The 19,817-nt window shown below is 73.5% G+C and carries 14 protein-coding genes; 4 read left to right on the top strand and 10 right to left on the bottom strand.

The annotated features are described in order from the left end of the window. Nucleotides 1-8: 8 nt before the first annotated feature. From NGB36_RS24015 to NGB36_RS24045, 7 genes are all read right to left on the bottom strand, one after another. Complete coding sequence (locus NGB36_RS24015) at nt 9-4,637, bottom strand: hypothetical protein (RefSeq protein WP_255922526.1); 4,629 nt, start codon at nt 4,635-4,637, stop codon at nt 9-11. Between the two features lie 88 nt (nt 4,638-4,725). Beyond that, nucleotides 4,726-5,604, bottom strand: a complete 879-nt coding sequence (locus NGB36_RS24020) for a hypothetical protein (RefSeq protein ID WP_255922592.1) — start codon at nt 5,602-5,604, stop codon at nt 4,726-4,728. Nucleotides 5,605-5,693: 89 nt separating this feature from the next. Beyond that, nucleotides 5,694-7,256 (bottom strand): hypothetical protein, encoded by a 1,563-nt coding sequence (locus tag NGB36_RS24025; protein ID WP_255922527.1) that lies wholly within the window; start codon nt 7,254-7,256, stop codon nt 5,694-5,696. 18 nt (nt 7,257-7,274) lie between these two features. Beyond that, nucleotides 7,275-10,928, bottom strand: coding sequence for a hydantoinase B/oxoprolinase family protein (locus NGB36_RS24030; protein ID WP_255922528.1), 3,654 nt, complete (start codon nt 10,926-10,928; stop codon nt 7,275-7,277). Between the two features lie 39 nt (nt 10,929-10,967). Further along, nucleotides 10,968-11,612 (bottom strand): pyroglutamyl-peptidase I, encoded by a 645-nt coding sequence (gene pcp, locus NGB36_RS24035; protein WP_255922529.1) that lies wholly within the window; start codon nt 11,610-11,612, stop codon nt 10,968-10,970. A 41-nt stretch (nt 11,613-11,653) separates the two neighbouring features. After that, nucleotides 11,654-12,619, bottom strand: a complete 966-nt coding sequence (locus NGB36_RS24040) for a DUF979 domain-containing protein (RefSeq protein WP_255922531.1) — start codon at nt 12,617-12,619, stop codon at nt 11,654-11,656. Further along, nucleotides 12,616-13,332, bottom strand: coding sequence for a DUF969 domain-containing protein (locus NGB36_RS24045; protein ID WP_255922532.1), 717 nt, complete (start codon nt 13,330-13,332; stop codon nt 12,616-12,618). Before NGB36_RS24045 ends, NGB36_RS24040 begins: the two co-directional genes overlap by 4 nt. 100 nt (nt 13,333-13,432) lie before the next feature. Here NGB36_RS24045 and NGB36_RS24050 point away from each other — a divergent pair, with 100 nt between their 5' ends. The 4 genes from NGB36_RS24050 to NGB36_RS24065 all read left to right on the top strand — a co-directional run bounded on the left by NGB36_RS24050 (nt 13,433) and on the right by NGB36_RS24065 (nt 16,522). Beyond that, a complete protein-coding gene (locus NGB36_RS24050) occupies nt 13,433-14,146 on the top strand; it encodes a GntR family transcriptional regulator (protein ID WP_308288917.1) in 714 nt (237 codons plus the stop codon). After that, the gene (locus NGB36_RS24055; protein WP_255922533.1) at nt 14,143-14,913 is read left to right on the top strand and encodes a LamB/YcsF family protein; all 771 of its coding nucleotides are present in this window, start codon (nt 14,143-14,145) and stop codon (nt 14,911-14,913) included. The genes NGB36_RS24050 and NGB36_RS24055 overlap by 4 nt, the downstream gene beginning before the upstream one ends. Before the next feature lie 71 nt (nt 14,914-14,984). Further along, the gene (locus NGB36_RS24060) at nt 14,985-15,602 is read left to right on the top strand and encodes a 5-oxoprolinase subunit B family protein (protein ID WP_255922594.1); all 618 of its coding nucleotides are present in this window, start codon (nt 14,985-14,987) and stop codon (nt 15,600-15,602) included. Further along, complete coding sequence (locus NGB36_RS24065) at nt 15,599-16,522, top strand: 5-oxoprolinase subunit C family protein (RefSeq protein WP_255922534.1); 924 nt, start codon at nt 15,599-15,601, stop codon at nt 16,520-16,522. Before NGB36_RS24060 ends, NGB36_RS24065 begins: the two co-directional genes overlap by 4 nt. Here NGB36_RS24065 and NGB36_RS24070 read toward each other — a convergent pair. From NGB36_RS24070 to NGB36_RS24080, 3 genes are read right to left on the bottom strand one after another with little or no spacing between them, the layout of a single operon-like run. Next, on the bottom strand, nt 16,509-17,444 hold the full coding sequence (locus tag NGB36_RS24070; protein WP_255922535.1) for an SGNH/GDSL hydrolase family protein: 936 nt from the start codon (nt 17,442-17,444) through the stop codon (nt 16,509-16,511). The two genes, NGB36_RS24065 and NGB36_RS24070, sit on opposite strands and share 14 nt — an antisense overlap. After that, entirely contained in the window at nt 17,441-18,607 is a 1,167-nt protein-coding gene (locus NGB36_RS24075; protein ID WP_255922536.1) for a glycosyltransferase, read from the bottom strand. The genes NGB36_RS24070 and NGB36_RS24075 overlap by 4 nt, the downstream gene beginning before the upstream one ends. After that, nucleotides 18,604-19,764: a glycosyltransferase family 4 protein gene (locus NGB36_RS24080; protein ID WP_255922537.1), complete on the bottom strand. Its 1,161-nt coding sequence runs from the start codon at nt 19,762-19,764 to the stop codon at nt 18,604-18,606. Before NGB36_RS24080 ends, NGB36_RS24075 begins: the two co-directional genes overlap by 4 nt. Between the last annotated feature and the right edge of the window lie 53 nt (nt 19,765-19,817).

The raw sequence follows: 19,817 nt of genomic DNA on the forward strand, positions 1-19,817 counted from the left end.
CCCCGTGGTCATCCCGCCTGCTCGGCCGGGCGCCGGAACATCCTGGTGGCGGTGATCTCGCCATGCACCGGCTCGCTGTCCGGATCCTGTTGGGGCAGCCCCGGCCGCAGGTGCTCCTCGACGCTGATGTACTTCAGCCCTGCCCGCAGATCCGCGTCGTTGCGCAGCCGTACCACCAGCGGGAACTCCGCGAGCGCGGTGGTGTCGAACAGGCCCGTTGTGTAGATCAGCTGGACGCCGAGCGCGTCCGCGACGGCGCGCTGCAGCTCCAGCAGATAGGTCGCGTTGGCCCGGCCGATCGGGTTGTCGAGGAAGAGGGTGCCCGCGTGCTTCTGGCGGTCCCGGCCGCTGTCGTTGCTGCGCAGCGCCGCCATCGTGCAGTACAGCGCGATTGCCGCGGTGAGCAGCTGCCCTCCGGAGAAGACGTCCCCCATCTGCCCGACCGGTACCCGCTCTGCGCGCAGTACGGCATCGGGCTTGAGGATTTCGACGCTGACCCCGCGTGGCTCCAGGGCCGCCTGCACCCCGCGCAGCAGCAGCGTCATGCCGTCGCGGCGCAGGTCGGAGTTCTTTCGGACGGCCGCGCGCGTCGCCTCGTCGATGACCTCCCCCAGGCGTCCGCTCAGCACCGCGTGGTCCGGATCGTCGAAGCGGATGCGCAGGAACTCCTGGCCCGACCACTCGCCCAGGCCCTCCGGCAGCCGCGAGAGCCGCTGCGCCGAACGCAGCGTGGCGAGCGCCGCCTCGACCAGGCCGCGCAGCCGGTCGACGATGGAGTCCCGGTTGCGCTCCAACTGCTCCAGCTCGTCGGAGAGTACGCGAAGGCGTGGTGCGAACGCGGCGGCCCAGGCGGCGGCGTGCTCGGACAGGGACGCGGCGGGCAGTTCGCGGATCTGCTGCCGGGCGGGGGTACGGACCTGCTCGAAGCAGGTGGCGTTGGCGTGGCGCACGAGCTGGTCGGCCGCCTCGCGCAGCTGCGACTCGGCCGACGACAGGTCGGCCGCGCAGCCGCGCAGCGAACGCCGTGCCTCCGCGGCCGCGTGGCGCGCCTCCTCCAGGCTCCCTGGGTACGGATCGGGTTCGTCGTCCGCCGCGGCGTCGTGCGCTGTGTCACGCAGCAGGTCGCGCAGGAGCGCGGTGAGCTCGTCGAAGCCGCTCGCCGCGTCCTCGGCGGCCCGGTGGGCGCGCTGCAGTTCGGTGAGGCGGTCGCGTGCCGTCGCCAACGCGTCGGTGTGCTCGGCGAGTTCCGCGGTCACGGTGCGCAGAAGTGTCTGCGCCTGTCCGGCGCCGTCGGGGACAAGCTCCTCGGGCAGTTCGGTGTGGGTGTCGCCGTCGGCCGGGGCGAGGCGCTCCGCCTCGCCCCGCAGTCTGCCGAGCTGCTCACTGGCGGCCGCTGCCCGCGACTCGATGCGCTGTACGAGTGCCTCGGCGCGGGCGGCCGCCGCCTGACGTGAGGGGCCGTCGGCGCCGTCGGGGCCTTCGAGCAACTGGGCGGCGCGGGTACGGACCTTGTTGGTGAGGCGGTCCAACTCGGCAAGTGCGGCGCTCTCGTCGCTCTCCGCCCGCGCCTGCTCGGCTCGCAGGTCGGCGCCGACGCCCACCTTCTCGTACACCTGGGACGCGGCGCGGTAGGCCTCGCGCAGCGCGGGCAGAGAGGCGCCCGGGGCGGGGCCCGTGTCATCCACTGCGGCCGCCTCGGCATCGGCGCCGGCGATCTCGGCGCGCTCGGCGCGCAGCGCGCGCACGGTACGGCGCGCGTCGTCGGCTGCGCGCTGAGCGGCCCGGCGGTCCTCGTCCGCGGAGCGGGCCCTGGCGATCCAGGACTCGGCGCGTTCCTCGGCCTCGGCTGCCTCCTCGGCGAGCTCGCGCATGCGTCGCTGCCATGCGGCGCGTTCACGCAGCCGGAAGGCGAGCCCCGCGAGGGCGTCGGCGCGGCGGCGGGCTCGCTGCGCCGCCTCCTGGCGCTGGTCGCGCACGCGGGACGCCTCGTCCGCGGCCCGGTCCGCCTCCCCGCGCCGGGCCCGGGCCTCGGCCAGTTGCTGCTGGGCGCCGGCGGCCGCGGCCCGCGCCGATTCGACGGCGGCGGCGAGTTCCGCCAGACGCCCGGCCGGGCAGGAGGCGCGCCATGAGCCGAGGCGGGCCGCCAGCTCCCGGTCGTGGCCGAGGCGTGCGGCGAGGGCCCTGATCTCCTCCTCGCGGGCGGTGGCGCGGGCCCGCAACGACTGGCGCTCACCGTCGGCGGCCTGCTCGTCGTGCATGGCCGGGTTCGGCGGTACGAGGAAGACGTCGTCGGCGGCGGCCGTTGCCGTGGGCGGCGCCAGCAGTGCGGCAGCGGTGCCGACGGCGACGGTGGAACGCGGCAGCAGCGCCGCCTCGGCGAGGACGTCGCGGGCGCGCTGGTAGGTGCCGGGATCGGTGACCACGACGCCGTCGACGAGTTCGGGGCGGGCGGCGAGCACGGCCGCGTGGTCGGCGGGGTCGACGGCCTGCGCGAGATAACGCCAGCCGGGGAGTGCGGGCACGCCGTGCTCGCCGAGGTATTCGACGGTCGCCAGCACGTCGGGGCCGGGCGGCAGCAACCCACCGTCACCGAGCGCGGCGAGGATCCGCGCGTCCTCCGCGGCCGAGGTCCGCAGCTCGAACAGCTGGCGTTCGGCGCGTGCGACGCAGTCGCCGAGCAGCTCGGTCAGGGTCTCGGCATTGCGGTCCAACTCGGCGACGGTGAGCTGTCCTTCGGGTGCGGAGCCCGCGCGCGGCGCCGGGACCGATGCCGCTGTGCCGTCGGCTGCGGCCGGCGGCAGGCCGATGAGTTCGGCGAGACGGTCGTCGGCCGCCAGGGCCTCGGCTGCCCGGCGCTCCGCCGCGTACCCGGTCTCCGCGGCCTGAAGGGCGTCCGTGGCACGGGCCGCAGCGAGAGCGGCGCGGCCCTCGGCGTCCGCGGCGTCGCGGGAGCGTTCCGCGGCCGCCGCGGCGGCGTCCCGCGCGCTCTCCCATTCCGCGACCGCCGCCTTCTCCGCGTCGCTCGCGTCGAGCGCCGCCCGCGCCGGGTCGGCGTCGGGGGCCGCGTCGTCGAGCCATCCGGCGCCAACCGCCTCCGCCGTCTCCTGTTCGACCTCGGCAAGCCGCTGCTGCAGATGGCCGGCCTCGCTGCGGGCGCGCTGCGCCGCCGTGGCGGCCGATGTCGCGTCGCGGTGCGCGCTGTCGGACTCGCCTTGCAGGGCGACCGACCGCTCCTCTTCGGCGTCCGCCTGGCGTTCGGCGCTCTCGGCCGCCGCGTGCAGGGCCCGTACGAGGTCGGCGGCGGCCTTGGCCCGCGCGGCGAGGGCAGGTGCGGCGTCGCGTTCCGCCTCGCGGATGGCGGCGGCGACCCTGGCGGAGCGGTCGGCGGCGGCGCGGTGGCGCAGTACGGTCTCGGCCGCCTGCCATGCGGCGTGCAGCGTCCGCGCCTCGGCGAGCTCCCGGCGCAGGCCGGCCGTGTCCTTCTCTGCGGCGGCGAGGCTCAACGACGCGTGGCGGTAGGCGAGTTCGGCGCTGATACGCGCGGTGCGGCCGCGTGCCGCATCGGCGTCGGTGACCGACTGCGCGGCGTCGCTGACGCGCCGGTCGAGCTCGGCGGCGCGGGCGCGTTCGGTGGCGGCGCGGGCGGAGAGCCGTCGGGCCAGTTCGCGGGTGCGGCGCTCGCTCTGCGCGTGCACGGCGCGTGCGCTGTCGCGGCGCTCGGTGTGGTCGGCGATCCCTTCCAGGTGTTCCAGGGAGCCCGCGGTGAAGTCGCGCTCGGCGGTCAGCTCCGCGCGGCGTCCCAGCTTGTGGGCGAAGCCGTGGACGAGGTCGGCGAGGCCGTCGGTGTCACGCGTGTCGGTGACCGCGCGCAGCAGCAGGTCGGTGAAGTCGGAGTCCTTCTTGACCGAGAACAGGCCGGCCGCCTCGCCCTCGTCGGCGTTCATCTCGCGCTGGTAGCGGAAGAGTTCGGGATCGAGGCCGAGGTCGCCGAGGTGCTCGTTCCAGCGGTCGTGGATCTCCTCCCACACCACGTCCAGGTGGGGGTAGGCCTTTCCGGCTTCGATGAGGGCGTCGCGGAAGCCCTTCATGGTGCGGCGGCGCCCCCGCGCTGCCGAGATGCCTTCCGCGGCGGGCCGTACGGACGCGGACTCGGCGACGGGCAGCGAGTCAAGGCAGAGACCCGGGCCGGGGCGGAAGGAGTACCAGGCCTCGGCGAACTTCCGTGGGTCGGAGGAGACCTGACGGCCGCGCCATTCACTCACCTTGCCGACGACGACGAGTTCGCCGGTGACGGTGTGCTGCCACTCCAGTGCCACATGCCCGCAGTCCTCGGCGAGCAGGAACTTGCGCAGCACGCCGGAGCTCGCGCCGCCCAAGGTGTTGCGGTGGCCCGGCAGCATCACCGAAAAGATCAGCTTGAGCAGCACGGACTTGCCGCCGCCGTTCTCCAGGAAGAGCACTCCGGCCGGTGCGGGGCGGCGCGGCGGGCCCACCGGCTCGTCCTCAAAGAACTCGCCCTGCGCGGGGGCGGGCTGCGGGACCGGGTCGCCGACGCCTCGCAGGTCCAGGACGGTGTCGGCATAGCGCGCGCCGGCCGGTCCGATGGAGTAGAGGCGGACCCGGGACAGCTCGTACATGGCGGACGACTCTCGTTTGTCTTCTTGTGTGTGGTGTTGTCTGTTATGTCTTGTCTGTTGTGTCTTGTCTGTGGTGTCGGCGTGGTGTTCAGGAGTGGAACGGCAGCCCGGCGTCGGCGACCAGGTCCAGCTCCTCGGTTCCGTCCGGCGCCACCAGCGACGGAGTGCCGTCGGCGACCGGGACGACGCCGAGGGCGAGGAGTTCGGCCATGGCCGCGCTGCCGGCCATGTCACGCACTTGGAGCTGGTAGCGGGCGGTCGTGCGGTAGGTGCCGCCGGACTCGTCGCCGGTGCGCTGCAGGAACCCCGAGTCGACGAGGAACGCGACGGCCTTGCCCACGATGCCGGTGGTCGAACCGGCGAGGCGGCGGGCGTCCTTGGTGGCTCCTGTCGCGCTGCGTCGTGCGTAGACCCGCCAGGCCGCTTCCAGGCCGGGCGCCTCGCTCGCCGGGTCGGTGTTCTCGCCCTGCTCCTCGGCCCGCTCCTCCAGGCGGCGGCACGCTTGGCGGACGAAGGCGTCGACACCGTTGACGGTGATACGGCCGATGTAGCCGTCGTCGGCGAGATCGGCGGGGCGCGGGAACGCCATGGCGGCGACGGCGAGATGGGCCAGACCGTGCAGGAAGCGGTCGGTGGAGTCGGAGGCGGCACGGCGCGAGTAGTCGCCCATGCGGACGGCGAACACCGAGTCCTCGGCGGCGGCGAGCGCCATGCCGGCGCGCGCGGAGACCTCCAGTATCACCAGGCCGAGCCCGGCGGCGACGGCGTCGGCGAGCCGTGCGAAGGCGGGGTCGTCGCGGTGGCGTCGGATCAGCTCGGCGTACTCGGCATCACGCGCGGGCAGCAGCTTCGGCTGAAGTCCGCAGGCGACCAGACGCGAGGCGTCGGCGACATCGGCCGGCGTCATGCGGTCCGGGGCGCCGGCGCCCTGCTGCGCCTCGGCGCCGTGCTCGTGTTCGTCGCTCATCTGCGGCCTGTCTGCTCGCTTCTCCGCCCGCGAGGCGAGAGGTGCGGGCATCATCGCCGTCTGCGGCCCGGAGGCCTCGCGCGCGTCGCTCACGTGATCTCCTCTGCCGTCCGTCCGGCGGCCATCTCCGCCGCGTCGAGCAGTGCCGAGCCGACGATCAGGTCGGCGCCGCCGAACTCCGGGTCGTCCAGCTCGGTGCCGTCGTCGACAGCGAACAGCAGCCGCTGCTCGCCCTGCCGGTACGCCGTGCCGACCGGCGGGCTGGCCGCGTGGACCGCCAGCAGGGCGACCAGATAGGGCAGTTCAGGGTCGCGGCGCCGGGCCTCGGCGAGGAGCCCGGACAGCCGGCGGGGCGCGTCGTGCGGGAGATCGAGCAGTTCGAGGGCGGCGTCGAGCTGCTCCTCGGTGAACCTGCTGTCCTCGGGCGTCGCGACGAGATCCGGCTCGGGCATCCGCGCGCCGAGGTGCTCACGTTCCACCGGCGGCGTGAGCAGCGCCTCGACGAGATCGCCCACCCGCACCGCGGGCGGGGTGCGCAGCCCGGCGCCGCGCGCGAAGAAGGCGTCGGTGACCCGGGCCGCCTGCTCCACAGGGAGCAGCAGCACGGGGGCGAGCAGTTGCCCGTACAGGTCGAGGCCGGCCCGCGCGGGCGGCGCGGCGAACGCCTGCCGGTCCTGTTCGGCGCGGAAGAGCGGCCCGGCCTCCAGCAGCCGGGACTGCAGCTGCGTGTGGCGGCGGATGCAGTCCTTGACGATGTCGACGAGTTCCGCGGCGCGCCGCTTGTGCTCGGGCTCCTCCGACTCGTCGCGCGCCTTGCGGATGTTGGTGAGGATCGCGTTCTCGTGGCGGTAGCGGTCGGCGACGTGGTCGAGCGCCTCGTTGATCAGGTCGGGCACGGCGCGCAGCCAGTCGACCGCGCGGACGTCGCGCCGGGTCGCCTCCAGGGCGCGGCGGAGCGACTCGGCGTACTGGACGGTGCGGTACCTGGCCTGTTCCGCGGCGAGTTGGGCGTCGGCGAGACGGCCGCGGTTGATCAGCACTTCCAGCTTGACCTCGGCGGCGATCTGGGCGCTGGTGACGTCGGTGTCGAGGGCGCCGACGAGCACGTTGACGGCCTCGTCGGTGGCGCGCAGATAGACCGTGCCGCCGGGCCCCGGCACCTCCTCGATCAGCTTGAAGTCGTAGTCACGGCGGACGTAGACGCCGTCGGTGCCGAACGTTCCGTACACCGCGCGGAATCCGCGGTCGACGCTGCCGACGTTGATCAGGTTCTCCAGCGCCCAGCGGGCCACCCGCTCGTGCTCCTCCGCGCTGCGCTGGGGGGTCTGGGCGGCGACGCGCGGCAGCAGGCGGGCGATTATCTGATCGTGGTCGGCGCCGGTGTCGAAGTCCATGTTCAGCGTGACCAGGTCGATGGCGGCGAGCGCCACCTCGGCCATCGCGTACGTGGAGTACTCCCCGGCGAGATTGGCCTTGCGTACGTCCAGGTCGTGCAGCGGCGCGGTGCAGGCCAGCGCCTTGAGCCGACGGGCCAGGCCCTCGTCGGCTGCGGGCCCGGGCGCGACGGGGCGCGCCGGGCCGGCGGTGTGCTGCGCAGGGGTCCGCGCGGTGGACGTACTCACGACGGACACATTAGGCGGTCCCACCGACATTGATCTAAATCGGCTCGGTCAGGACGGGCTGCTCCCGTACCCGCCGCCGCCCGGCGTCCGCACGACGAGCACATCCCCGGCGCCGACCTCGGCCGCGTCGCACCCGCCCAGCTCGTCGACGGCGCCGTCCGCCCGCTCGACGAGGTTGGCGCCGAGCGCTCCCGGCCCGCCGCCCGCCATGCCGTAGGGCGCCACCCTGCGGTGGCCGGACAGCAGCGCCACCGTCATCGGTTCGAGGAATCGGATACGCCGCTCGACGCCGCATCCGCCGTGCCAGCGGCCGCTGCCGCCGCTGCCGTTGCGGATCCGGAACTCCTCGACGCGCACGGGGTAGCGCCATTCGAGGATCTCGGGGTCGGTAAGGCGCGAATTGGTCATATGGGTCTGCACCGCATCGGCGCCGTCGAAGCCGTCGCCCGCGCCCGAGCCGGAGGCGACGGTCTCGTAGTACTGGACGCGGTCGTTGCCGAAGGTGACGTTGTTCATGGTGCCCGATCCCTCGGCCTGGGCACGCAGCACGGCGTAGAGGGCGCCGGTGACGGCCTGGGAGGTCTCCACGTTCCCTGCGACCGTGGCGGCCGGGTAGCTCGGTGCGAGCATGCAGCCCTCGGGCACGCGGACGTCGAGCGGCTTCAGGCAGCCGCTGTTGAGCGGGATGTCGTCGGCGACGAGGGTGCGGAAGACGTAGAGCACGGCCGCCATGACCACCGAGCGGGGGGCGTTGGTGTTCCCCGGCTGCTGCGGCGAGGTGCCGGTGAAGTCGAGGACGGCGCTGCGCGAGGCGCGGTCCACGCGCAGCGCGACCTGGATGACGGCGCCGCCGTCGGTCTCGTAGCGGTACTCGCCGTCGTCGAGGTCGGCGATGATCCGGCGCACCGATTCCTCGGCGTTGTCCTGCACGTGCCGCATGTAGGCGTGCACGACGTCGAGGCCGAACTGGTCGACCATGCGGTGCAGTTCGTGGATGCCCTTCTCGTTGGCGGCGATCTGGGCGCGCAGGTCGGCGAGGTTGGCCTCCGGGTCGCGCGAGGGGTACAGCGCGCCGGTGAGCAGCGCGCGCGTCTCCGCCTCGCGCAGCCTGCCGTCGCGTACCAGCAGCCAGTTGTCGAACAGCACGCCTTCCTCGTCGATGGTGCGGCTGAACGCGGGCATCGAGCCAGGGGTGAGGCCGCCGATCTCGGCGTGGTGGCCGCGTGAGGCGACGAGGAACAGCAGCTCCCGCCCGTCGGCGTCGAAGACGGGGGTGACCACGGTGACGTCCGGCAGGTGAGTGCCGCCGTGGTAGGGGTCGTTGATGGCGTAGACGTCGCCCGGCCGCATACCCGCCCGTCTCCCGCCACCCCCCTCGTCCGAGGCGCTGCGCGCCGCTGTCACTCCGGCATTGCGCCGCAGCACCTCCTTGATGGACTCGCCCATCGAGCCGAGGTGGACCGGGATGTGCGGGGCGTTGGCGATCAGATTGCCCTCGGGGTCGAACAGGGCGCAGGAGAAGTCGAGCCGCTCCTTGATGTTGACTGAGTGCGCGGTGTTCTCCAGGCGGACGCCCATCTGCTCGGCGATCGCCATGAACAGGTTGTTGAACACCTCCAGCATCACCGGGTCGACGCTGGTGCCGACCGCCGTCGTGCGCGGGCGTGGCCGGGAGCGGGTGAGGACGAGGTCGCCGTGCGGATCGCCGGCGGCGCGCCAGCCGGGGTCGACGACGGTGGTGGCATCGGCCTCGGCGATGATCGCCGGGCCCTCGACGACGTCACCGGGCCGGATGTCGTCCCGCCGGTACAACTCGGTCTCCTGCCAGCGCCCTTCGGTGAAAATCCGCACCGTGGCCGCCGGGCGAAGGGTCCCCTCGGGCTGCTCGTGCACGGCAGGGGGCTGTGCGGGCGGCCCCGAGGAACCGGTGGCCTCGACGGAGACCGCCTCGACGACGAGTGGCTTGTCCATGACGAAGCCGTAGCGGCCGCGGTGGTCGCGCTCGAATGCGGCCTGCATCCGCTCGGGGGTGTCGAGTGCGACGGGGAGGGAGGAGTCGGTGCCCTCGTAGCGCAGCAGCACCCGGCCGGTGGTGCGGACGGTGTCCGCCGGCACGCCGTCGTCGTGCAGCTGCGCTCGCGCGAGCCGCTCCAGTTCGGCGCACGCCTCCTCGACCTTGCTCATCGTCCCGGCGGCGAGCCGGGACTCCACGGACCGTTCGCGCAGCGCCACCGCGTCCGCCATGCCGATGCCGTACGCCGACAGCACCCCGGCGAGCGGCGGTACGAGGACGGTGTCGATGCCGAGCGCGTCGGCGACCGCGCAGGCGTGCTGGCCGCCCGCGCCGCCGAAGCTGGTCAGCGCATAGCGGGTGACGTCGCGGCCGCGCTGGACGGAGATCTTCTTCACCGCGTTGGCGATGTTGAGCACGGCGATGTCGAGGTAGCCCGCGGCGACCTCCTCCGGGGTGCGGCGGTCGCCGGTCGCCTCGGCCGACTGTTCGGCGAGCTCTTCGAAGCGGCGGCGTACGACAGCGTCGTCGAGCGGCTGGTCGCCGTCCTTGCCGAACACCCGTGGGAAGTGGGCGGGTTGGATGCGGCCCAGCATGACGTTGGCGTCGGTGACGGTGAGCGGGCCGCCGCGCCGGTAACAGGCGGGTCCGGGATCGGCGCCTGCCGAGTCGGGGCCGACGCGGTAGCGCATCCCGTCGAAGTGGAGCACCGAGCCCCCGCCCGCCGCCACGGTGTGGATGTCGGTCATGGGTGCGCGCATCCGCACCCCCGCGACCTGGGTGCCCAGCACCCGTTCGATCTCGCCCGCGTAGTGCGAGACGTCGGTGGACGTGCCACCCATGTCGAAGCCGATTGCACGGTCGTAGCCCGCCCTGGCGGCGGCGCGCGCCATGCCGACCACACCGCCGGCGGGGCCGGAGAGCACCGCGTCCTTGCCGCGGAAGTGACCGGCCTCCCGCAGCCCGCCGCCGGACTGCATGAACATCAGCCGCACGTCGCGCAGTTCGCCGGCCACCTGGTCGACGTAGCGGCGCAGGATCGGGGAGAGATAGGCGTCGACGACGGTGGTGTCGCCGCGTGGCACGAGTTTGATCAGTGGGCTCACCTCGTGCGAGCAGCTCACCTGAGTGAAGCCGAGCCGTCGTGCCGCCTCGGCGACGGCGCCCTCGTGCTCGGGATGGCGGTATCCGTGCAGGAAGACCACGGCCGCGCTGCGGATGCCGTCGCGGTGGGCGTCGCGCAGCGCCTCGGTGGCCGCGCCCAGGTCCAGGGGGCGCACCGTCTCCCCGTGCGCGCCGACGCGTTCGGGTACCTCGATGACGCGCTCGTACAGCGCCCCGGGCAGCACGATGTGCCGGTCGAAGAGGCGGGGCCGGTTCTGGTAGGCAATGCGCAGCGCGTCGCGGAAACCTTCGGTGACGACGAGGACGGTGGGTTCGCCGGTGCGTTCCAGCAGGGCGTTGGTGGCTACCGTCGTCCCCATCTTGACCACGTCGATCCGATGGGACGGGATCGGCTCATCCGGCTCCAGGCCGAGGACGAGCCGGATTCCGGCGACGGCCGCGTCGCGGTAGGCCTCCGGGCGCTGGGAGAGCAGCTTGCGGCTGACCACGTGTGCGTCCGGGGTCACCGCCACGACGTCGGTGAAGGTGCCGCCACGGTCGATCCAGAACTGCCAGCGCCCGGTCATGTGCTCATTGTGCGCCCGGAGCATCCCGCCGCGCCCGGGTCAGTGCGTGGCACCGCCGGCCACCACGATGTCCTCGGTACGGGAGGCGGCAGCGGTCACGACGGCGCGCAGCCCTTCGGCGGCGAGGGTGACCGGCAGCGACGGCTGTGCCCGGTCGGTGACCTGCTCGGGCGCGTACGGCAGATGAACAAAGCCGCCGCGCATGTGCGGTCGCTGCGTGGCCATCAGATGCATGAGGCCGTAGAAGACGTGGTTGCAGACGAAGGTGCCCGCGGTCTGCGATACGGAGGCGGGCACCCCTGCGGCGCGGGCCGCGGCCACGCACGCCTTGACCGGCAAGGTGGAGAAGTACGCGGCCGGCCCGCCCTCGACGACGGGTCTGTCGACCGGCTGCCGTCCGGCGTTGTCGGGGATGCGCGCGTCGTCGACGTTGATGGCGATGCGCTCCACGGTCACGTCCGGGCGCCCTCCGGCCTGGCCGGTGCAGATCACCACGTCCGGCTCGGTGCGTGCGACCGCCGCCGTCAGCTCGTCGAGGGCGACGGAGAAGACACAGCTGAGCCGTGATGAGACCACCTCGACACCCGGCGGATGGACGGCGACGACGTCGGCGACTGCCCGCTCCGACGGGTTGACGCTGTCGCCGCCGAACGGTTCGAAGGCGGTGAGCAGGACACGAGTCATCTCCATCCCCCTCAGAAAGCGAAGACTCAGAATACGAAGACTCAGAAAGCGAAGAGCGCCATGATGAGCATCGTGCACACCAGCAGCGCGCCCGCGGTGGGCAGTTGGGCCTTGATCGGCCCGTATTGGTCCTTCAGTTCGAGCAGCGTGGCGGGCACGATGTTGAAATTGGCGGCCATCGGGGTGCACAGCGTCCCGCAGAAACCTGCGAGCATGCCGGTGGCGAGGACGGCCGCGGGGTTGCCGTGCGCCTGCTGGATCAGCACAGGCCAGCCGACCGCTGCCGTCATCACCGGGAAGGCCGCGAAGGCGTTGCCCATGATCATGGTGAACAGCGCCATTCCGAGGCAGTACACGACCACGGCGGTGTACGTCTGCCCGTGCGGCAGCAGTTGCGAGGTGATCCCGCCCACCGCCCTGCCGACCCCGGCCTGCTGGAATATGGCGCCGAGCGTGGCGAGCAGCTGCGGAAGCAGCAGCGCCCACCCCATCGCCTCGAGCATCCCGCGGCCGGCGTGCAGGGGCTCGGCCGGCCGCCGCTCGCGCAGCAGGACCATGGCGACGACGAGGGCGATCACGGCGCCCGCGCCGAGGCCGAGGATCGTCTCGCTGCCCGGTTCGAGCACGGGCGTTCTCCCGATGCGCCAGCCCTTCACGACAACGGCGCAGAGCATCGCCACGACCGGAATGGTCAGCGCCGGTAGGAAGATGCGGTTGCCGAGCCGGGCGGCGGATGCGGCGCGCTGGGCGTGGTCGGTGCGCACCGCGCCGCGTCCGGTGAAGCCGAACCCGGCAAGGACAGCCATCAGCAGGACGGCGGCGCCGAGCGGTTCCGCGGGTGCGGTCTTGTCGACCACGAAGGTGCTGTAGACGAAGCCGGCGCCGATGAGGCCCCAGAAGGCCGCCGTGCCGCGGCGCTTGGGGTTGGTCCGGTCACGCAGCATCTGCACGGCCATGGTGAGGAAGACGGCGCCGATCAGCCAATAGAACCATTCCGCCTTGATCATGACGCGGCCTCCCCCGCGGAGCGGCGGGCCTGTGGTGCGCCCACGGCCGCCGACTCGCGTTCCAGCGCGCGGTCCAGGCACAGCAGCCGGGCGCCGTGGATGACGAAGGCGCAGGCTGCGGTGGGGATCGCCCACAGCGCGAGCCGCACGGGCTCCAGATGGGTGCCGTATGTGGTGTTGACGAATCCGGTGATCAGCAGGATCGAGCCGACCGCGAGGAAGCAGTCCTCACCGAAGAAGAGTCCGACGGTGTCGGCGCTCGCCGCGTAGGACCGCACGCGCTCGCACACCCGCTCCGGGAGGGTGCCATGCCGGCGCTCGGCGGCGCCCTCCGCGATCGGGGCGACCATCGGACGTACCGTCTGGGCTGGGCCGCCGACGCTCTGCAGGCCCACCGCCGCGGTCAGCTGACGCAGCAGCAGGTAGAGCGTGAGGAAGCGCCCGGTGGTCAGCTTGGCGAACCGGCCGATGAATGCACGGGCCTGTTCCTGCAGCCCGTGCCGTTCGAGCAGGCCGATCACCGGCAGGGTGATGGCGAAGATCGTGACCGAGCGGCTGCCGGCGAATCCCGTGCCGAAGGCTGCGAGGACGTCGCGCAGTGACAGTCCGCCGAGCAGGCCGGTGACGACGCCGGCCACACCGACCACGAGCAAAGGGTTCCGCTTCGTGGCGAATCCGGCAATCACCACGAGGACGCCGATCAGAGTGAGCATGCGTCCGCCTTCCACACTGGGGACCCCTGGACGGAGGGGGCTTGCCGAGGACGGTAGAGTATTGTTGAACAATCCCACAAGGGGACGAGGGCAAGGAGCGGTGAAGAGCGTCATGGAACGCAGCGAACGCAGCGATCCGTTCGGCGGGGTACCGGCCGAACAGCTGGTCCCCGGCCGCGCCAGCGCCGCCCAGCTCGTCGCCGGTGTGCTGCGCGACCGCATCGCGGCCGGAGCGCTGCTTCCCGGCGACCGGCTGTCCGAGGAGTCGCTCGGCGAACGGCTCGGTGTCTCCCGCAACACGCTGCGCGAGGCGTTCCGCATGCTCGCCGAGGAACGACTCGTGGTGCACGAGATGAACCGCGGCGTGTTCGTGCGCGTCCTCGCGCCGGACGACGTCAGCGACATCTACGTGGTGCGCCGTGCCCTGGAAACCGCGGGCGTACGGGCGGATCCGCCGTCGCCCGGCGCTGTGCAGGCCGTCGCCGCTGCCGTCGCCGACGGTGAGGCCGCGGCCGAGGCCGGCGACTGGACCGCGGTGGGCAACGCCGACCTCCGGTTCCACCGGGCGATCGGCGCCCTCACCGGGAGCGAGCGGGTCGACGCCGCCCTCACCGGCGTGCTCACCGAACTGCGTCTCGCCTTCGCCGTCATGCCCTCGCCGCGCCCGTTCCACGAGCCCTTCCTGCACCGCAACCGCGAGCTGTCCGAGCTGCTGTCACGAGGCGAACGCCGACGGGCGGAGCACGAGTTGACCACCTATCTCGAGGACGCCCGCGTAATGATCACAGACCGCATGACGGAGGCCGAGGCATGACCACAGCCGGACCGGCCATCGATCTCAACGCCGATCTCGGCGAGGGGTTCGGCCGCTGGACGCTCACCGACGACGAGGCCCTGCTCTCCGTCGTCACCAGTGCCAACGTCGCCTGCGGCTTTCATGCAGGCGATCCCGCCACCATGCGCCGCGTCTGCGACCGGGCCGTCGAGAACGGGGTGCGCATCGGCGCCCAGGTCTCCTACCGCGACCTGCTCGGCTTCGGCCGGCGGGCGATGGACGTGCCACCCGAGGAGCTCGCCACCGAAGTCGCCTACCAGATCGGGGCCTTGGACGTCTTCGCCCGCGCAGCCGGCGCACGCGTGGCGTACGTCAAACCGCACGGCGCGCTGTACAACCGCACCGTCAGGGACGAGCAGCAGGCCGCCGCGGTCGTCGACGGGGTGCTGCTCGCGGGCGGGGCGCTGCCCGTCCTCGGACTGCCCGGCTCCCAGCTGCTCAAGGCCGCCGAGAAGGCCGGATTGTTCGCCGTCCCCGAGGCGTTCGCCGACCGTGCGTACACCAGTGACGGCAGGCTCGTGCCCCGCGATCAGCCGGGCGCTGTGGTCCACGACCCGGACACGGCGGTGGCGCGGTCGGTGCTGATCGCCACGGACGGATCGGTCACGGCCGCCGGCGGGGAGCGCATCGCCGTGCGCGCCCGGTCGCTGTGCCTGCACGGGGACACACCGGGCGCGGCACGGCTCGCCGGCCGGGTGCGCCGCGAACTGGAGGCCGCGGGCGTGGTCCTGGAGGCGTTCGCGTGACGGAGACGGGAACGGGAGCGGGAACGGGAACGGGAACGGGAGCGGGGACCACCGCGGTGCTCCCGGCGGGGATGCGGGCCGTGCCCGTGGGCCGGCGCGCCCTGCTCGTCGAGGTGGAGACGTCCGAGGAGGTCGCCGCGCTCCACGGCGAACTGCTGCGCCGCCGTGCGGTGGGCGCGCTGCCAGGGGTGGACGACATCGTTCCCGCGGCACGCACCGTCCTGGTGGACGGCCTCGACGACCCGCAGGCGCTCGCCGCAGAACTGCCGCACTGGACGATCCCGCGCCCGCGGGCCGAGGACGGGCCCGAGCGCGTGATCCGGATGCGTTTCGACGGGCCGGACCTCGACGAGGTGGCACAGGTGTGGGGCATCGCCCCGGGCGAACTCCCCGGTCTCTTCGAGGAGATCGTCTTCCGGGTGGCGTTCTGCGGATTCGCCCCCGGCTTCGGCTACTTGACGGGCCTGCCCGGGCATCTGCGCCTGCCCCGGCGGGCCACGCCGCGCACCTGCGTACCCGCGGGATCGGTGGCCCTCGCCGGGCCGTATGCGGGTGTCTACCCGCGGTCCTCCCCCGGTGGCTGGCAGTTGATCGGCAGCACGGACGCGGTGTTGTGGGATCCGTCGCGGGAACCGGCTGCGCTGCTGGCCCCCGGGGCCCGTGTCAGATTCCGCAGGGCGGCCCGGTGACCGTGCGACATGTCGACGTCGTACGGGCCGGGGCACTGACGACCGTCCAGGACCTGGGACGCCGCGGCCACCGGCATCTCGGGGTGCCGCGCGCCGGAGCGCTCGACCTGCCCGCGCACCGGCTCGCCAACCGTCTGGTGGGCAATCCGGACCATGCCGCGACGCTCGAGACGACTTTGGCCGGCCTCGCCGTCCGCGCGGGTTGCGCGCTCACCGCGGCGGTGACCGGAGCGCCGTGCCCGGTCCGCGTCGACGGGCGTCCGGCCGCGTGGGGTGCTCCCGTACGGGTGGAACGCGGTGCGGTGCTCGAACTCGGCGCCGCCACCCACGGAGTGCGCAGCTACGTGGCGTTCGACGGCGGCGTCGGCGTGGCGCCCGTGCTCGGCAGCCGCTCCCGCGACCTGCTCTCCGGCCTCGGCCCGGCGCCGTTGCGCGAAGGTGACACGCTGCCGCTGGGCCGGCCCTGCGGACCCGCGGCCGCGGTCGACACGGTGGCGTCGCCGGGCGTGCCGAGGGAACTGGTCCTGCCTGTCGTGCCGGGCCCGCGCGACGACTGGTTCGCCAAGGACGCCCTGCGCACCCTTGCCATCGGTGCGTACCGGGTGGCCCCGGCGAGCAACCGGATCGGCCTGCGCACCGAGGGGCCCGCCCTGCCGCGTGCGCGCAGCGGTGAACTGCCCAGCGAAGGGATGGTCCTCGGCGCCGTGCAGGTCCCGCCGGACGGCCGTCCCGTCGTCTTCCTCGCCGACCATCCGACGACGGGCGGCTACCCCGTCATCGGCGTGGTACCGGAGGATCGGCTGGCCGCGGCCGCCCAGGCCCGGCCCGGAACGCCCGTGCGGTTCGTGCCTCTGCGGCGGGGGGCGGTGGCTCAGCCCGTCCGCACCGTCCCCGGCGCCGGAGCCGTCATGCCGTCCTGACCTCCTCGGCCGGTGGCGCCTGCTCGGCCCGGGGAACCGGCAGCGCGGCGAGGGCGCGTACCGTCGCGCGGTGCACGGCCAGGTCGAGTGCGGCGTCGGAACCGGCCGCACGGTGACGGCACTCGGCGGCAGCGAGCCGCAGTAGATCCGGGAGCAGGTCGCGGCAGCGGTCGACGACCCAGCGGGTGCCGCGCGTCGCCATCCACCACACGCTCGCCGCCGGTCCGGGCCCCGGACCGTCCGGGACCGTTCGCGGCGGCTCACCGGTGGCGAGCCCCCGTGCGGCGAGCAGGGCATGGAACTCCCGGGCGAGCAGCCGGTGTCCGAGCTCGCTGGGGTGCAACCGGTCGGCGCTCCACGCCGCACGGTCGGCGACCCACGGATGGTCGGCGGCGTGCAGATGGATTGCGCCATGGCGGGCGGACAGGGCGTGCACGACGTGGTTGAGGGCCCGCATCCGCCGGCCGAGCGGCCGGGCCAGCGGCCAGGGCAGGCCGAGCATACGGCCCGGATCGGGCAGGCATGCGGTGAGTGGTACGGTCCCGTCCGCGCGCAGCGTGCCCAGCACGGTGTCGAGCCGTGCGGCGACGGCGGCGATGTCGTACGAACCCCGCAGCGTGTCATTGGCCCCGATGATGACAGAGGCCAGGTGCGGGCGGTGGCGCCGTGCCTGCTCCAGCTGTTCACCGGCGACGTCGCCCGACAGCGCGCCGCTGCGCGAACAGTTGATCAGCAGCGCCGCGCCGGGCGGAGCGACAAGCCCCTCCGTGAGCAGCGCCGCCCAGCCGCGCCACCCTCCCGGCGCGCCGGGCACGGGATCGCCGAGCCCCTCGGTGAGCGAGTCGCCGAGCGCGGCGAAGCGGATCGTCTCCGGCCCGCTCTGTTCGGGGCGTTCCTCATAGTGGGCGTGACGGACCGTCATGGCAGATCCGCGGCGACCGGGGCCGCGTCAAGCGCGGCGAGGAACGCGGTGACGGCATTGCGCCACCCGTAGCGCTCGGCATGCGCACGCGCGACCGCGCGCCGGGCCGACTCGGGGCGCGCGAGCAGCGATCCGACGGCATCGGCGAAGCAGCCGGCGTCGTCGGCGGCAGCCGCACCGGCCGGACCGATCACCGCGGGAAGCGCCGACGATGCGCTCACCACCACCGGCGTGCCGCAGGCCAGCGCTTCGAGCGCGGAGAGCCCGAAGGTCTCCACCGGGCCGGGAGCGAGGACCACGTCCGCACAGGCCATCAGCGCATGCAGGGCGTCCTTGTCGGCGACGTGGCCGAGGAACCTCACGGGCAGCCCGTCCTGCCGGGCACGTCGTTCGAGGCGGACGCGGAGCGGCCCCGCGCCGGCGACCACCAGGACCGCGTCGTGGCCCCGGGCCCGCAGTTCGGCGAGCGTGTCCAGGGCTCGGCCGGGCTGTTTCTCCACCGACAGCCGGGTGCAGACGGCGAGCAGTATCTGGTCGGGCCGCGCATACCAGAGCCTGGTGCGGGCGGCGTCCTCCTCCGGGGGCGGTGCGCACGACTCCAGGTCCACGCCGAGCGGCGCGTGCACGACGTTGCGCGCGCCGATGCGTTCGAACTCGGCCGCGGCCCACGCCGTGGTGCAGACAATGCGTGAGTACGCCCGAGCGGTACGGGTGTTGAGCAGGTCGGCGGCCCGGCGGGCGGGGCGCTGCGGTATCCCGCACATGCGCAGCACCCCGTCGACGCTCTCGTGCGAGACCATCACGGACGGCACCCGGCGCCGCCGTGCCCACTCCCCCGTCCAGCGCAGGGTCGTGCGGTCGGAGACCTCGATGCGGTCCGGGTCCAGCATCTCCAGTACCGCGGTCACGGCGCGGCGGTCGGCGAGCACCCGGTATCCGCCGGTGCCGGGGACGACGGGACCGGGCAGGGTGATCACCCGGCCCTGTTCCGTGTCTTCGTCCAGCTGCCTCGGTCCGGGGACGATCAGCACGGGCTCGTGCCCGGCCTCGCGGTAGCCGGCCCCGAGGTGGTGGAGCGCGGTGCGCAGGCCCCCCGAGACGGGTGTGACGAAGTTGGCGAGCCGGACGATGCGCAGCGCCCCCTCGGCACGTGTCGCTGTCATGCTGCCACGCTCCTGCGGTTCCGCCGTTCGGCTCCCCCGACTCCGCCGAGCACCTGCTCGTAATGGCCGAGCAGCAGGTCGCCGACGGCCTCCCAGGTGCGGCCCTCGACGGCCGAACGGCCCGCCGCGCCGTACGAAGCGCGCAGCGCGGGGTCCTGGACGAGCCGGGCGACTGCGTCCCTGAGTGCGTCCGCGTCCCCCGGCGGCACCAGCAGCCCGGTCCTGCCGTGGTCGACGAGGTCGAGCGGACCGCCCGAGGCGGGAGCGATCACCGGCAGTCCGCTGGCCATCGCCTCCTGCACGGTCTGGCAGAAGGTCTCCAGGGGCCCGGTGTGCACGAAGAGGTCCAACGAGGCGTAGATGCGGGCGAGTTCGAGGCCGGTCCGGCGGCCGAGGAAGAGTGCCTGCGGCAGTGCGTGCCGCAGTGCGGAGTCGCTGGGCCCGTCCCCGACCACCACCAGCCGGACGCCTGGCAGCCGGGCGGTTGCGGCGAGCAGTTCGACGCGCTTTTCCGGTGCGAGACGGCCGACGTATCCGACGAGGAGTTCACCGCCCGGCGCGAGGGTGCGGCGCAGCGCCTCGTCCCGGCGTGTGGGGTCGAACCGTACGGCGTCGACGCCACGCGGCCACAGGTGGACGCGCGGTATGCCGTGCCGCTCCAGATCGGCGGCGGAGGCCGTCGACGGGGCGAGGGTGCGGTCGGCAGCCGAGTGCAGCGTACGCAGCCGGTGCCAGGCCGCGGCCTCGCCGAGCCCCAGGTAGGTGCGGGCGTAACCGCCCAGATCGGTCTGGTAGACGGCGACGGCCGGCAGCCCCAGGCGACCGGCGGCGGTGACGCCGTGGGCCCCGATGACGAACGGGCTGGCGAGATGGACGAGATCGGCGCGGTGTGACGCGATGGCGGTGGCGACACGCCGCCCCGGAAGCGCGACTCGCACCTGCCGGTAACCGGGCAGAGGCAGGGAAGGGACACGGACCACGGGACAGGGCGCGTCGGCGTCGGCGCCTTCGGCGGCGCGATCGCGTGCCGCGCCGGCCGGAGCGATCACCAACGGTGCGCAGCCCCGCCGTGCGAGATGCTCGGCGGTGCGCAGCGCGCAGTGGGCGACCCCATTGACATCGGGCGGAAAGGATTCGGTGACGAGTGCGACTCGCATACTGCGGTTTTCGGCGCCGCCGAAGATGACAGGGCCACGACGACCTTTCCCCC

Source organism: Streptomyces humicola, from assembly GCF_024436035.1.
Lineage (GTDB): Bacteria > Actinomycetota > Actinomycetes > Streptomycetales > Streptomycetaceae > Streptantibioticus_B > Streptantibioticus_B humicola.

Coding starts and splice junctions, on each gene's coding strand:
- NGB36_RS24015 (WP_255922526.1), bottom strand. CDS start 4,637: ATGTACGAGCTGTCCCGGGTCCGCCTCTACTCCATCGGACCGGCCGGC.
- NGB36_RS24020 (WP_255922592.1), bottom strand. CDS start 5,604: ATGAGCGACGAACACGAGCACGGCGCCGAGGCGCAGCAGGGCGCCGGC.
- NGB36_RS24025 (WP_255922527.1), bottom strand. CDS start 7,256: ATGTCGGTGGGACCGCCTAATGTGTCCGTCGTGAGTACGTCCACCGCG.
- NGB36_RS24030 (WP_255922528.1), bottom strand. CDS start 10,928: ATGACCGGGCGCTGGCAGTTCTGGATCGACCGTGGCGGCACCTTCACC.
- pcp (WP_255922529.1), bottom strand. CDS start 11,612: ATGACTCGTGTCCTGCTCACCGCCTTCGAACCGTTCGGCGGCGACAGC.
- NGB36_RS24040 (WP_255922531.1), bottom strand. CDS start 12,619: ATGATCAAGGCGGAATGGTTCTATTGGCTGATCGGCGCCGTCTTCCTC.
- NGB36_RS24045 (WP_255922532.1), bottom strand. CDS start 13,332: ATGCTCACTCTGATCGGCGTCCTCGTGGTGATTGCCGGATTCGCCACG.
- NGB36_RS24055 (WP_255922533.1), top strand. CDS start 14,143: ATGACCACAGCCGGACCGGCCATCGATCTCAACGCCGATCTCGGCGAG.
- NGB36_RS24060 (WP_255922594.1), top strand. CDS start 14,985: ATGCGGGCCGTGCCCGTGGGCCGGCGCGCCCTGCTCGTCGAGGTGGAG.
- NGB36_RS24070 (WP_255922535.1), bottom strand. CDS start 17,444: ATGACGGTCCGTCACGCCCACTATGAGGAACGCCCCGAACAGAGCGGG.
- NGB36_RS24075 (WP_255922536.1), bottom strand. CDS start 18,607: ATGACAGCGACACGTGCCGAGGGGGCGCTGCGCATCGTCCGGCTCGCC.
- NGB36_RS24080 (WP_255922537.1), bottom strand. CDS start 19,764: ATGCGAGTCGCACTCGTCACCGAATCCTTTCCGCCCGATGTCAATGGG.